General features: G+C 62.7%; 9 protein-coding genes and 1 tRNA gene. 6 read left to right on the forward strand and 4 right to left on the reverse strand.

Features of this window, described 5'->3' with window-relative positions; all coding sequences use genetic code 11:
- Nucleotides 1-22: 22 nt before the first annotated feature.
- Complete coding sequence (aqpZ, locus tag GOB94_RS07315; RefSeq protein ID WP_182278175.1) at nucleotides 23-781, reverse strand: aquaporin Z; 759 nt, start codon at nucleotides 779-781, stop codon at nucleotides 23-25.
- Between the two features lie 277 nt (nucleotides 782-1,058).
- Here aqpZ and GOB94_RS07320 point away from each other — a divergent pair, with 277 nt between their 5' ends.
- Nucleotides 1,059-2,744: an amidohydrolase gene (locus GOB94_RS07320; protein ID WP_220465011.1), complete on the forward strand. Its 1,686-nt coding sequence runs from the start codon at nucleotides 1,059-1,061 to the stop codon at nucleotides 2,742-2,744.
- 45 nt (nucleotides 2,745-2,789) lie between these two features.
- Here the strand turns inward: GOB94_RS07320 and folP are convergent, their stop codons facing one another.
- Nucleotides 2,790-3,704 (reverse strand): dihydropteroate synthase, encoded by a 915-nt coding sequence (gene folP / locus GOB94_RS07325; RefSeq protein ID WP_182278176.1) that lies wholly within the window; start codon nucleotides 3,702-3,704, stop codon nucleotides 2,790-2,792.
- Nucleotides 3,705-3,788: 84 nt separating this feature from the next.
- On the opposite strand from folP, the gene dacB reads away from it, so the two are divergent.
- Nucleotides 3,789-5,429 carry a D-alanyl-D-alanine carboxypeptidase/D-alanyl-D-alanine-endopeptidase gene (gene dacB, locus GOB94_RS07330; protein WP_182278177.1) on the forward strand — a complete coding sequence of 547 codons (1,641 nt, stop codon included), beginning with the start codon at nucleotides 3,789-3,791 and terminating at the stop codon, nucleotides 5,427-5,429.
- A 7-nt stretch (nucleotides 5,430-5,436) separates the two neighbouring features.
- Here dacB and GOB94_RS07335 read toward each other — a convergent pair whose 3' ends face one another.
- Complete coding sequence (locus GOB94_RS07335; protein WP_182278178.1) at nucleotides 5,437-5,682, reverse strand: hypothetical protein; 246 nt, start codon at nucleotides 5,680-5,682, stop codon at nucleotides 5,437-5,439.
- Between the two features lie 208 nt (nucleotides 5,683-5,890).
- Between GOB94_RS07335 and GOB94_RS07340 the strand changes: the two genes are divergently transcribed.
- The 4 genes from GOB94_RS07340 (at nucleotide 5,891) to GOB94_RS07355 (ending at nucleotide 12,259) form a co-directional block, all read left to right on the forward strand.
- A tRNA-Leu gene (locus GOB94_RS07340) sits at nucleotides 5,891-5,977 on the forward strand.
- 147 nt (nucleotides 5,978-6,124) lie between these two features.
- Nucleotides 6,125-8,197 carry a M13 family metallopeptidase gene (locus tag GOB94_RS07345; RefSeq protein ID WP_255484335.1) on the forward strand — a complete coding sequence of 691 codons (2,073 nt, stop codon included), beginning with the start codon at nucleotides 6,125-6,127 and terminating at the stop codon, nucleotides 8,195-8,197.
- A gap of 620 nt (nucleotides 8,198-8,817) precedes the next feature.
- Nucleotides 8,818-11,466, forward strand: coding sequence for a TonB-dependent siderophore receptor (locus GOB94_RS07350; protein WP_182278179.1), 2,649 nt, complete (start codon nucleotides 8,818-8,820; stop codon nucleotides 11,464-11,466).
- A gap of 97 nt (nucleotides 11,467-11,563) precedes the next feature.
- Nucleotides 11,564-12,259 carry a Fe2+-dependent dioxygenase gene (locus tag GOB94_RS07355; protein ID WP_182278180.1) on the forward strand — a complete coding sequence of 232 codons (696 nt, stop codon included), beginning with the start codon at nucleotides 11,564-11,566 and terminating at the stop codon, nucleotides 12,257-12,259.
- Nucleotides 12,260-12,553: 294 nt separating this feature from the next.
- On the opposite strand, the gene obgE is transcribed toward GOB94_RS07355, so the two are convergent.
- Nucleotides 12,554-13,699 (reverse strand): GTPase ObgE, encoded by a 1,146-nt coding sequence (gene obgE, locus GOB94_RS07360; RefSeq protein ID WP_182278181.1) that lies wholly within the window; start codon nucleotides 13,697-13,699, stop codon nucleotides 12,554-12,556.
- Nucleotides 13,700-13,991 lie beyond the last annotated feature (292 nt).

Here is a 13,991-nt window from a genome sequence, read left to right on the forward strand (position 1 = left end):
CCGGGGACAGTTCGCCAGGCTTTTAGTCCGGGGCGGAGTACACCAAAGGCTCCTCTGCCACCGGGGGAGGCAGCTTCTCAGCTAGTACGAGTTCATAGAAGACTCCGGCGACTGCGCCGCCGACCAGCGGAGCCAGCCAGAAGAGCCACAGTTGCGCCAGTGCCCAGCTTCCGCCAGCAGTCGCTGCCATAATCGCCGGGCCGGTGGACCGCGCCGGGTTCACCGACAGGTTCGTTACCGGGATGCCGATGAGGTGGATCAGCGTGAGGCAGAGCCCGATCGCCAGCGGTGCAAAGCCCTTGGCGGCACGCTCGTCGGTCGTGCCGAGGATCACCATGAGGAAGAAGAACGTCAGCACGAACTCCGCCACAGCGCAGGCCAGCAAGCTATAGCCGCCGGGTGAGTGCAACCCGTAGCCGTTGGAAGCAAAGCCGCCGACCTCGAACCCAGGCTTGCCGCTCGCGATGACATACAGCACACCTGCCGCCGCTATCCCGCCAAGCACCTGCGATACCCAGTACGGCAGGACCTCCTTGGCCGGAAACCGCTTCCCTGCCACGAGGCCGATCGTTACCGCCGGGTTCAGGTGGCAGCCTGAGATGTGGCCGATGGCATAGGCCATCGTCAGCAATGTCAGCCCGAAGGCCAGCGCCACGCCCGCGAACCCGATTCCAAGTTGGGGAAACGCCGCCGCCAGGATCGCCGCTCCGCAGCCGCCAAAGACCAGCCAGAACGTCCCAAAGAACTCCGCTATACACCGCCGAGACAGTGAAACTTCCATACTTCCTCCTTGTTCGTAAACACTCAGCATTGAGCCCGAAGAACGCAGACAGTCTACCTTCAGGCGGACGCCAGCACGAGGGGGGATTTGACACGCCCCCCGCATCCATTTAGAGCCTCCTGTATTCATCCGCTTTTCAATGTATTGCTTGCCCATGGCCCTTCCTGCGTTTGCCCGGCAGTTCCGTAATGGCACACGTGTACCTCTCCGGCCCTCTCGTACTTCGTTGTCCAGCGTCTCCTCGCAGCACGATCTCCATTACCCCGAAGGAATCCGCATGACACAGCCGAAGCAGTCTATCCTCAAGCGTCTCGTCGCCGTCCTTGCCCTCGCCGCGCTCATGCTACCCGCTGTCCCGGCACCGGCGCAGTCCACCTCGCCGACACCCGAACAGGCCGCCGCGCTCAAGCAGGAGATCCTCGCGAAGGTCGATAGCAACGCTAAGCTTATCCAGGTGATGATCGACACCCTGTACAGCTTCAGTGAGCTCGGCTTTCAGGAGTTCGAGACCTCGAAGTACCTCTCAAACCTGCTGGAGAAGAACGGCTTCAAGGTCGAGCGCGGGATCTCCGGGATTCCAACGGCTTATATGGCCACGTGGTCGAACGGCAGCGGCGGGCCGGTGATCGCGCTGGGGTCGGACATCGACTGCATTCCGCAGGCCTCGCAAAAGCCGGGTGTCGCCTACCATGACCCGATTGTGCCCGGTGCGCCTGGGCACGGCGAGGGGCACAACTCCGGTAACGCGGTGAACATAGTCGCAGCGCTTGCGGTGAAGGACATCATGATCAAGGACCACATCCCGGGCACGATCAAGATCTGGGATGGCGTGGCTGAAGAGCTGCTCGGCAGCAAGGCGTACTACGTACGGGATGGCTACTTCAAGGGCATTGATGCGGTGCTGTTCTCGCACGTCGGCGACAACCTCGGGGCCTCCTACGGTGGCAACTCCACCAACGGGTTGGTCAGCGTGCAGTACCACTTCCACGGTGAGCCCGCGCATGCCGCCGCGGCTCCGTGGCGCGGGCGCAGTGCGCTCGACGCGGTAGAGCTGATGGATGTGGGCTGGAACTTCCGCCGCGAGCATCTGCGGCTGCAGCAGCGCTCGCACTATGTGATCTCCGACGGCGGCGACCAGCCCAATGTCGTGCCCGCATCCGCCTCCGTCTGGTACTACTTCCGCGAAGCCGACTATGAGCACATCAAAGGGCTGTGGGAGACGGGCGACCACATGGCCAACGGGGCCTCCCAGATGACCGACACCACGTGGGACTCGACGTTGATCGGCACTGCGTGGCCCGGCTTCTTCAATAAGCCGATTGCCGAGGAAACCACTGCCAACGCCAAGCTCGTTGGCCTGCCGAAGTGGTCGAATGACGATGAGACACTCGCCAAGGCGCTGCAACACGAGCTGAAGGTGCCGGAGAAAGGTCTCGCCGATAAGCTGGACGAGCTAAAGACGCCCAAGGAGGCTGCCGATTACTACGGTGGCGGCTCGGATGACATTGGCGATATCAGCTGGAACGTGCCGACCATCGTGCTGCGCTATCCGTCGAACATCCCGAACCTGCCCGGCCATAGCTGGGCGAACGGAATCGCCATGGCTACGCCCATCGCACACAAAGGCGCTGTCGCTGGAGCCAAGGTGCAGGCGCTGACGCTCTTTGACCTGATGACAGAGCCGAAGCTCCTCGCCGACGCGAAGGCCTACTTCGTCGAGAACCAGACCACCAAGGACGCCCACTACATCCCGTTTCTGCGGGCGACGGACAAGCCATCGATCTTCCTCAATAAGGCAATCATGGACAAGTACCGGCCGGAGCTGAAGAAGTACTACTACGACGCGTCGAAGTATCCGACGTATCTCGACCAGCTGGGCATTAAGTATCCGACCATCCGCACCGCATCAACCCCTGCGCCTGCCGCCACAGGCGAAGGCAATGGCAGCGGCGAAGCGCAATAACCACTACGCCTCGCTGCCGACGGAGACGTTGGCAGCGAGGGGCATCTACTCCGCTGTTTTGAGCAGCAGGTCGGCGACCGCTGCGGCCTCGCGCGCCGCCTGGACCTCATGCACGCGCAGGATGTGTGCTCCGAAGAGCACTGCCGCCGTATGCGCGGCGATGGTCGCGCTGCGCCGTGCATCGGCAGTGCTAAGGCCCTCAGGCTGAACCGACCGCACCGCCTCGCCGAGGAAGCTCTTGCGGGAGAGGCCGATCAGCAGCGGCCGTCCCAGCTGGTTCAGCCGGCCCAGTTGGGCGAGCAGGGCGAAGTTTTCCACGCCGCGCTTGCCGAAGCCGAACCCCGGATCGACGACGATGCGCTCGGTGGCAATGCCGGCGGCCTCGCCCAGCGCCACACCCTCACACAGGCCACCGAAGATTGCCGGAATCACCTCGTCACGGCTCATTGGGCCCTGCGCCAGCCACTCCCGCGGGCGGCCGCGGGTGTGCATCAGGATGAGCCCGCAGTCCGACTGCGCGACTGCCACGCCCATCGCGCCGTCCCACGTGAGTCCGGAGACATCGTTGACGATCTCGGCACCCTGCTTCGCTACCGCCGTCGCTGTCGCTGCATGGTAGGTGTCGACGGAGACGATTGCATCCGGGCGGGCCTGACGCAGGCCTTCCAGCACGGGCAGCAGCCGCGCCTGCTCCTCATCCGCGGTGAGCGGCGTGGCGTTGGGGCGCGTGGACTCCGCACCGAGGTCGAGGATGTCCGCCCCGGCGTCATGCGCTGCCACGGCGGCTGCCACGGCGACTCTTGCCCCCGCGGCCTCAAGCCCGGGCGTCAGCAGGCCGTCGCCGGAAAAGCTGTCCGGCGTGACGTTCAGGATCGCCATGACGAGCGTACGTTCACCCAGCGTCAGCCTGCGCGAACGCAGCTGCCATTCGTAGCGGGGGCGGGGTCTCAGTCGATGCATCCCAGTGCGTTCCTCGGAGTGCGGCAGGACTGTCGTTGCGGTTGCGGCGTGGACTTCCATCGCCGTCATTGTAGACTTGCGCCCATGCGGACAAAGTTCTCCACAGCCCTTCCCGTCCTGGCCATGGGCCTGCTTCTTGCCGGGATGAAAGTATCACCGGTCGCCGCGCAAACGCCAGCGCCGGCCAGCAATAATGCGGCTCCTGCCTACCCAACGGGTACAGAAACGTCGCTCGGCGAACGGATCGCGGCCATCCTCGCGGACCCCGCGGTCGCCCGCGCGCACTGGGGGATCGCCGTGACCACGCTCGAAGGCGTTCCGCTCTACGGACGTGATGAGGCCCAATTTTTCCGGCCTGCTTCCAACGCCAAACTCTTCACCACGGCCGCGGCCATGCAGCTGCTCGGCCCAGAGACCACCGTGCCGACCGAGGTCATCGGCGACACTCTGACCACCGACGGCACCGTGCCGGGCGACATCTGGTTGCGCAGCGATGGAGACGCCAACCTCTCCGGCGTGGCCTTTCCGTATGTGCCCGTCGCCGGCGAGTCTGGGCCGCCCGCTGACCCGCTGAAGGCCATCGACGACCTCGCCAGCCAGGTCGCGGCGCATGGCGTGCGGCGTGTCTCCGGCAATGTGGTTGCCGACGATACGCAGTGGACGTGGGAGCCCTATCCTGACTCCTGGGCCATCGACGACATGCTGTGGGACTATGGCGCGCCGGTCTCGTCGCTCAGCGTGAATGACAGCACGATTGCCCTTACCGTCCATCCCGGCATGCACGTGGGCGATGCGGTGACGGTCACGCAATCACCGGATGTTGGCTTCTATACCCTCGATGTGCAGGCTACGACCAGCGCTGCCAAGACGCAGACGCGCATCCACATCGACCGCGCAGTCGGCTCGCGCACTGTGTTGATCACCGGCGAGATCGCGATGGGTGGCAAGGACGTAGAGCAACTCGCTGTCAGTGATCCGCCGCTCTTCGCGGCACAGGCGCTGCGGTCGCGGTTGCTGGCCCACGGCGTCGAGGTGGAAGGTGTGGCGCGCGCCGCGGAGCGTGCCTCGACGGTGCTGGACAGCTTCAGCCGCCAAGCGCACGAGCCGGTGCCTGACCTGCCTGGGCCTGGCATGCCGCTGCACACTGTCTCCGAGGTGTGCAACGACGGCTGCGGCATGGTGCTTGCGCGACGCGTCTCGCCGCCGCTGGCGCAGGATGTGCTGTACACGCTGAAGGAGTCGCAGAACCTGCACGCGGAGCAGTTGCTGCACCGGCTGGGCCGCGTTTATGGCCGCGAGGCCTCCGGTGCGCAGGGTGCGCGTGTGGTCCGCCAGTTCCTGCTCAACGCCGGGCTCGATGGCAACGACTTCATCTTCTACGACGGTTCAGGGTTGAGCGACCATGACCTGGTGACGCCGCGCGCCACGGCAATGCTGCTGGCCTATGCCGCGCGGCAGAGCTGGTTCTCGCTGTGGAAGGAGTCGCTGCCCATTGGGGGCGTGGATGGCACACTCGCCAGCCGCTTCAAGGAGCCGCCGCTGAAGGGCCATATCTTCGCCAAGACGGGCACACTGGGCGAGTCCCGGGGGCTTTCCGGCTACCTGGACTGCGCCAGCGGCAGGCAGGTCATCTTCTCGGTGTTCGTGGACAACCACATGCCCGGTGTCTCCGCCGATCGCAGCGCGATGGACAAGATCGTCGCGGCGATTGCGGCGAGCGAGTAGTGCGCCTCTACAACGCGGAGTTCTTCTTGATGAACTCCCGCAGCGCCGCGTTCTGCTCAAGTGCCTTGGTGACGCCGGTGTCGAGCATGCGCAGCCATTCCGCGGCAGGGCCTTTCAGGTCGGCCATGCCCAGCAGGTAGCTGGTCTGCACGATCACCTCGAGGGAGTTCGAGAGCTCGTGCGCGATACGCCGGATCTCCAGCGCGGTCTGTTCGGGGATGAGCTGCGACGTAGGGGGGTTGGGTTCCGTCATAGTGTTCTGCTTAGGGCCTCAGGATACTGGGACGAGAGACGTACGCGGCCAGATTCGTGGAGTGTATCGCGACGGACACCAAACGCGCGCCCTGGGCAGGCAATCCGGGTTGGGCTATTCAGGTTGGTGGCGGCATCCATGGTCTGTTACACTAAGTTCTCACGAAGCAGGTGTCCCGGCTGGTTACGACCGCGGTGCGCTGAAGTGAGCCGAAGTGGCGGAATTGGCAGACGCGCATGGTTCAGGTCCATGTACTCGCAAGGGTGTGAAGGTTCGAGTCCTTTCTTCGGCACCAGATTTCAGGTATTGCAAGGCCCGCCTTCGAGCGGGCTTTGTTGTGTCTGGATCAGACGCCCTGTCCTGATTTTCTGGATGTAGCGGAAAGTTACCTATCTGCCGGGCGGCTGCCGTGTGTAGGATGGCGGGCAGGAGACCTTTCCCTTTGAACCAGATACGGATTGCAGCACTCGTCTTTGGAGTGGCCCTGACGGCCATGCCCGCGGCCAGTCGGCCCGCGTTCGCGCAGCAGCCTGCCGCCGCGCAGCCGCTGACCGCAATGCCCTACTCGCCTTCGCTCGACCTGACCAACATGGACAAGACGGTCGATCCCTGCGTGGACTTCTACAAGTACAGCTGCGGCGGCTGGCAGAAGAACAACCCGATCCCGCCGGACCAGGCGACCTGGGACGTCTACGCCAAGCTGGCGAATGAGAACCAGCAGTTTCTGTGGGGCATCCTGGAGCAGGACGCCAAGCCCAGCCCGACACGCACGCCGGTGCAGCAGAAGGTCGGCGACTACTTCGCCGCCTGCATGGCGACCGATGCGATCGACAAGGTGAGCGACGATCCGGTGCGCATCTCGATTGCGCGCGTGCAGAACCTTGGCTCGCGCGAGGAGCTGGCCGCGGAGATCACGAGGCTGCATCGCAGCAGCCTCGGTACGTTCTTCTTCAATACCGGCACGGAGCAGGATGCGGCCGATGCCGCGACGATCATCGTGGGCATCGGCGGCGGCGGCCTGGGCCTGCCCGACCGCGACTACTACCTGAAGACCGACGCCAAGAGCGTGAAGCTGCGCGAGCAGTACGTCGAGTACATGAAGCAGGTGCTGGGCCTGCTGGGGGAAAACCCGGACCAGGCGGCAGCCGATGCCCAGGCGACGATGCGCATTGAGACCAATCTGGCCGAGGCGCAGTTGACCCGCGTGCAGCGCCGCGATCCGCACAACATCTACCACAAGATGACGCTGGAGCAGCTACAGGCGCTGGCCCCGGCGATCGACTGGAAGAACTACTTCACGCTGCAGGGCGCACGCAATGTCGGGTCCCTGAATGTGTCGCAACCGGCGTTTCTGAAGGCGATGAACACGGAGCTGACGACTGAGCCGCTGCCCGCGCTGAAGGCCTACCTGATCTTCCACGAGATCACCGCCGCGGCGCCGTACCTCTCCAAGCCCTATGCCGACGCCAACTTTGGGTTCTACTCGACCACGCTGCGTGGCATCCCGGTAGAGCCGCCGCGCTGGAAGACCTGCACGCGGCAGGTGGACCGCTTCCTCGGAGAGGCGCTGGGGCAGGAGTTCGTCGCACGCACCTTCTCGCCGCAGATGAAGGCCAAGACGCAGCTGATGACCACGCAGATTGAGCAGGCGATGCAGCAGGAGATCGAGGGCCTGACCTGGATGAGCCCAGCCACCAAGCAGGAGGCGCTGCGCAAGCTGCACGCCATCCGCAACAAGATCGGCTACCCCGAGACGTGGCGCGACTACAGCTCGCTGACCATCAAGCCGGATGACTACTACGGCAATGTGCTGCGTTCCGAGCAGTTCGAGGAGTACCGCCAATGGCATAAGCTGGGCAAACCGGTGGACAAGAACGAGTGGGGCATGACTCCGCCGACGGTGAACGCCTACTTCGACCCGCAGATGAACGACATCAACTTCCCTGCCGGTGTGCTGCAGCCACCGCTGTATGACCCCAAGATGGATGAGGCGCCGAACTACGGCAACACGGGGGCGACCATCGGGCATGAGCTGACGCACGCCTTTGACGACGAAGGCCGCCAGTTCGACGCGGAGGGCAACCTGCGTGACTGGTGGACTCCGGCGGATGCCAAAGGCTTTGAGGAACGCATCGACTGCCAGCGTAACCAGTACGCGGGCTACGTGGTGGTCGACGACATCCACATCAACAGCAAGCTGACCAGTGGCGAGGACGTCGCCGACCTGGGCGGCACGCTGCTGGCGTACATCGCCTGGAAGAAGCAAACAGAAGGCCAGAAGCTGCCGAACGCGGATGGCTTCACGCCGGACCAGAGGTTCTTCGTCGGGATGGCGCAGTGGGCGTGCGAGAACGCACGACCCGAGGATCTGCGGCTGCATGCGGCGACTGACCCGCACTCACCGGGGTTTGCGCGCATCAATGGCGTGGTGTCGAACATGCCGCAGTTCCAGAAGGCGTTCGGCTGCAAGGTTGGGCAGCCGATGGTGCATACGCCGAGTTGCAAGGTCTGGTAGGCGCAAACCGCTGTATCGGTCGAGGAGAGGCTTCGGCTTCTCCTCGATTTGTTTTGGGGCCGATTTGGATACCCCTCCCCCCCCTCCCTATGTAGCGGAGGCATCCAGCAGAATCAGTGACTTACGGGGTTATCCCGGAGGTAAGTGGCTGATTCTTTATATGGTTGCGGGTATGATATGGGAAACAAAGGGGATAGTGGGTAGAGGATAGCGGATAGAGCGGCCGGGGCGGGTTTGCTGCTTTCAGTTGCCAGTTTGCCAGTTACCCAGTGAGCCAGTTTTCTTCCCTGCTTCCAGTATAGAGGGTGGAGGCGGGAAATGAATTTTTGTTTGGCGACTTTAAGTCTTTTGGAGTGTTGGAGTTGCGGTGCTGAAAGAAGGTTTAGGGCTTGACAGCATTGGTGTGGGCGCGATGATCGCACTGAAAATGACAAAAAGTTCATACATAGGCGACTGATTCGGTCTTAGATCATGTAAAGTCTCAATTGGAGACCAAACCTGTCGCATATCTGCACTGCTATATAGGACTATTTTAGTCGCTATTTGTGGAGTGCGCGACACCTTCGGTCATCCGGAAGATTCAGGACCAGAAGACTTAGGACCAAGGAGAGGGCAAGGACATGACGGTACGAAAGACTCAGCGGACAAAGCGCGGCGTGCGGCTGGTGGCGTTGGCAACGGTAGCAGCCTACGGAGCATTGGGCAGGATGGATGCGCTGGCGCAGCAGTCGGCGGGCGATGCAAAGAGCAGCCCCGCCACGGCACAGCTGCCGGTGTACCGATTCCGGATCGATGCCGGCCCCCTGGATGAGGCGCTGGATGCCTTCCATGCGCAGAGCGGAGTGAAGCTCGACCTGGAGGTCCCGCTGGAGAGGCTGGCGACGTTGAAGAGCGCGGGCGTGGCGGGGCTGTACAGCAATGAGGTGGCGCTGAAGCAGCTGCTGAAGGGGACGGGGTTCAGCTACACGTTCGAGGGGCCCGGAGTGGTGTCGATCGGGCTGCGGTCGTCGGAGTCGGTGGATGTGACGACATCGGTGGCTACATTGTCGATGCAGCAGTTCACCGAGCCCCTTCTGGATACGGCGCAGACGGTGACTTCCGTGCCGACATTTGTGCTGCAGGACGAAGCGGCGACCACGCTGCGCGATGGGCTTCGCAACGTTCCGGGCATCAGCATGGCGGCGGGCGAAGGCGGATCGCAGGGCGATACGCTGACGATCCGCGGCTTCAATGCGCGCAATGACATCTTCCTGGACGGCATTCGAGACTTCGGCAGCTACTATCGCGACGCGTTCGACTACCAGAGCATCGACGTGCTGGAAGGCCCGGCGGGCGTGGAGTTCGGCCGCGGCTCCACGGGCGGCGTGGTGAACCAGGAGTCGAAGCAGCCTGAGCTGACGGAGTTCGTTCATGGCACGGCGCAGTTCGGCACCAACCTGATGCGTCGCGTGACGGCGGACGTGAACGAGCCGCTGCAAAACCTTGGCGAAGGCGCTGCCTTCCGGGTGAACGTGGTGGGCACACAGAGCAAGGTTGCCGAACGCGATATCACCGAGGTGCGCCGGTTCGGCATAGCACCTGCTTTAGAGTTCGGCCTGAATACGCCGACGCGCTACATGATCCAGTACCTGCACGAGTCAGAGAATACGACGCCGGATTACGGCTTCCCTTACTTTGGCGCGGCGATTATTCCTGGCGTGAACCGCAGGACCTATTACGGCTTTGCCGCGGACAACTACCTGCGCACCAATCCGGATGTGGTTACAGGCAAGGTGGAGCACGATCTGAACAGCCACATCGTAGTGCGCAATATTCTGCGCTGGGCGAACTACCCCCGCGATGTGCGCATCACCGAGCCGCAGATCAACACAACGGCTGTGCTGAAGAACCCGACCGCCGTTGGAGGGGTTGGGACGGCAACGTGCGACCCGACGATTCCGAACAGCCCGACGGCAACCGGAGCGACGATTGCCTGCTATCCGACGACGACGCCTGTTACTTCGCTACAGGTGAAGCGCAACCAGCTTACGTCGCAGAGCACGGAAGACATGCTGTGGGACCAGGTGAGCCTGCAGGGCACGTTGAAGGTGCTCGGCATCACGAACGATGGGCTCATCATCATCGAGGGCGGCCGCGAGCGGTCCGATCCTCTTCGTAACTCGTACACGATGCCGTATGTTTCGGCGGTGAACCCGAACCCTTACGATCCGTTCCAGCCTGTGTTTTCGTATCCCGGTGTACGCACGTATGTTTCGTCGCAGTCGTACGGCATCGGGTTCAACGACACGCTGCATCTGCGCGACTGGCTGTTGGTTTCGGGCGGCGTGCGGTTCGATTACTTCAATACGAACTCGCACAATGCCGCGAACCCGGCGGCGTTGCCCACACCCACAGCCGCAGCCGTGGCGAACCGTCTGGACAAGCAACCGGATTATCGCGCCTCCGTGGTCGTGAAACCGAAGCCGGAAGGCAGCGTGTACTTCGACTGGGGCACGTCGTTCGATCCCTCGGCTGAGTCGCTTTCACTGAGCGGCAACAATGCGACTGCGGCTCCGGAAGAGAACGAGACCTATGAGGTAGGCGCGAAGTGGGACTTCTTCCGCGACCGGCTGAACCTGAACGGGAGCGTCTTCCGGACGGAGAAGGACAACGCGCATGAGACAGACCCGAACAACTCCAACAACACGATTACCGTGGGCACATACCTGATCCGCGGCGCGCAGATTGGAGCGCTGGGACACCTGCCCCAACACTTCGACCTGGTGGTGGGGTATGCCTTCCTGAACAGCGAGCTGGAGAACTCGGTCCTAAATGCTTCGCCGTTCAACGCGATCAATATGGCGCTGATTGCGCTGAACGATCCGCGCGCGAACACGGCACCGTACTTCATCAAGCCGAACGGCTATCCGATTGCGAACGTGCCGAAGAACAGCGGCAACCTGTTCCTGACACACGCTCTCTGGAAAGGCTTCGTCGGCGGTTTCGGGACGAACTATACGGCGGCGCGGCGTGCGAGCTCGGGTGCGCTGATCGGCGTGTACAACCAGGTTGGGCCGGTTGATGTGGCGACGGTGCCGCTGGTGGCGAAGGCGATTCCCGGCTACTGGATTTACAGTGCGATGATCCGGCGTCCTGTTACGGAAAAGATCGACTTCCAGGTGAACATCAATAACCTCGCGAACAAGTTCTACATCGATGAGCCGCATCCGAACCACCTGGTTCCGGGCGAAGGCTTGAACGCGCAGTTCGGTTTCAACTACAAGTGGTAAGTGCAGGTGAAGACAGTAGACAGTAGGAAGTAGACAGAAGGCGGGTCCTGTTAGCGATGTTGCCAATGGGGCCCGCCGCAGTTCCAGGAGTGTAGCGATGCTGATCGTTGTGCCAGAGGTTTTTTCGAAGGAACGTGTGCGTGAGATTCGCGCGGCGCTGGATGCCGCGGAGTGGGTTGATGGCAAGGTGACTGCGGGCCATCAATCGGCGCAGACGAAGTTCAACTCGCAGATTCCCGAAAACAGCCCCGTTGCCAAACAGATTGGCGAGTTGATCCTGCAGGCGCTGGGGACGAACCCGCTGTTCCGTTCCGCAGCCTTGCCGCTGCGGGTGTTTCCTCCGCTGTTCAATCGCTACGCGGGCGGGCAGACGTTCGGAACGCATGTGGACAATGCGATCCGAACGCACGGACCTACGGGCGGGCGTATCCGCACGGACCTTAGCTGCACGCTGTTCTTTTCGGAGCCGGAGGAGTATGACGGCGGCGAACTGGTGGTGGAAGACACGTACGGCTCGAAGAGCGTAAAGCTTCCGGCAGGCGATATGGTGCTGTATCCGTCAACGAGCCTGCACCATGTGACGCCTGTCACCCGCGGAGCGCGCGTGTCGAGCTTCTTCTGGCTGCAGAGCATGATCCGGCAGGACGCACAGCGGACGCTGCTGTTCGATTTGGATGAGTCGATCCAGCGGCTGGCGGGAGGTGCACAAGCCGAGGATGCCGAAGTGAAGAAGACGACAGTGCAGCTGACCGGGGTGTACCACAACCTGTTGCGGCAGTGGGCGGAGATGTAGAGAGGCAGGGAGTTGGGAATGGGGAGTAGGGAGTAGCGGGCGGCGATTTGAGGCAAGGGTGGGGTGTCGGTTAGTCTGGTAGAGACAGTTCTGACACCCCAAGGAGGAAGCAGCGATGAGCGTACACCATCATGAAAAGCCGAAGTGGATCGATACGTGGTGGCCGCTGTTGTTGATCCTGTTTGCGTGCACGGGGATTACGACGTTCATCTTGTTTCATCCCGTCTGGTAAGAGGCTCGAACGACAAGGCGAATAGCCCGCGGAGATGACTCCGTGGGCTGTTGCTGTTTAAATCAGCGCCTGTGTACCTTGGCGCTGGGCGCGGGTGGCGGGTAGTTGGGTCTGCGGCGGGGGGCCTTTTCGATGGCCGGCTCGGATTTGACCAGAGTGGGGTCGATGATGCGATGGGTTTCCACGGCGTCGGCGAGGGCGTATTTGAGCGTTTCGATTCCCTCGCCCGTGACGGCGCTGATCTGGTAGAGCGGCAGCTTTTTGCGCTTGGCGAAGGTGGTGAGCTTCTTGAGTTTGTTGGGGTTGGCGGAGTCAATCTTGGACGCGACGAGGATCGTTGGCTTGGCCGCGAGGGTTGGGTCGAAGCTCTTGAGCTCGGCGGTGATGACGTTGTAGTTGGCGACTGGGTCGGCGGTCTCGCCCGGCGCGAGGTCGGCTTCGGCGGCGATGGCGGTGTCCGAGACATCGACGAGGTGGCAGAGGACACTGGTGCGTTCGATGTGCTTGAGGAACTGGATGCCGAGGCCTGCGCCGAGGTGCGCGCCTTCGATGAGGCCAGGCATGTCGGCGACGGTGAAGCTGCGCTCGAAGGGAGCGTCGCCGATCTGGACGACACCGAGGTTCGGCTCGAGCGTAGTGAAGGCGTAGTTGGCGATCTTGGGCTTAGCAGCGGAGAGGCGTGAGATGAGCGTGGACTTGCCGACGTTGGGGAAGCCGACGAGGCCTACGTCTGCGAGCAGACGGAGCTCTAGGCGGTAGTTGCGGGCCTCACCGGGGCGGCCGAGTTCGTGCTCGCGCGGGGCCTGATGGGTGCTGGTGGCGAAGTGCTGGTTGCCGCGGCCGCCACGGCCGCCGCGGGCGATGACGAGCTCGTCGTCGGGGCGGGCGAAGTCGTGGATCAGCTCGCCGGTGTCGTCGTCGTAGAGCAAGGTGCCGACGGGGACGTTGAGGATGGTGTGCTCGCCGGCGGCGCCGGACATGTTGGAGCCGAGGCCATGGCCGCCGCGCTCGGACTTCCACTCCGGATTGAAGCGGAAGTGGACGAGGGTGTTGTGGGAGAGCGAGCTGCGCATGAGGATGTCGCCGCCATGGCCGCCGTCGCCGCCGGAGGGACCACCCCGGGGGACGAACTTTTCGCGACGGAAGGCCATACAGCCATTGCCGCCGTCGCCGGCCTTGATGCGGATTCGTGCTTCATCGATAAACATGTACGGGTTTCGTCCTCACTGCGCGGAACTGCACTATTAAGTGTACAGACCTCGGATGCCGACTTGAAATTCGCGGAGATTTCATCGGCTAGACGGCCTGCATGCAAGAACTACGCAGCTTTTGCGTGTGTCCGCTGCTAAGATGACCGTATAGACAGACTTCCCAGAACCTCTGCTTACGAGCTGGTCGCCGACGCTGTTACAGAGAACCAGCCAGGCGAGAGGGTTCCTGACCATGGCACCGAGAGTTTACCGGGCCTGAGGTCAAACCGCTCTGGGGTGACGATGAAGA

It is taken from the genome of Granulicella sp. 5B5, assembly GCF_014083945.1.
In the GTDB taxonomy this organism is placed as follows: domain Bacteria; phylum Acidobacteriota; class Terriglobia; order Terriglobales; family Acidobacteriaceae; genus Granulicella.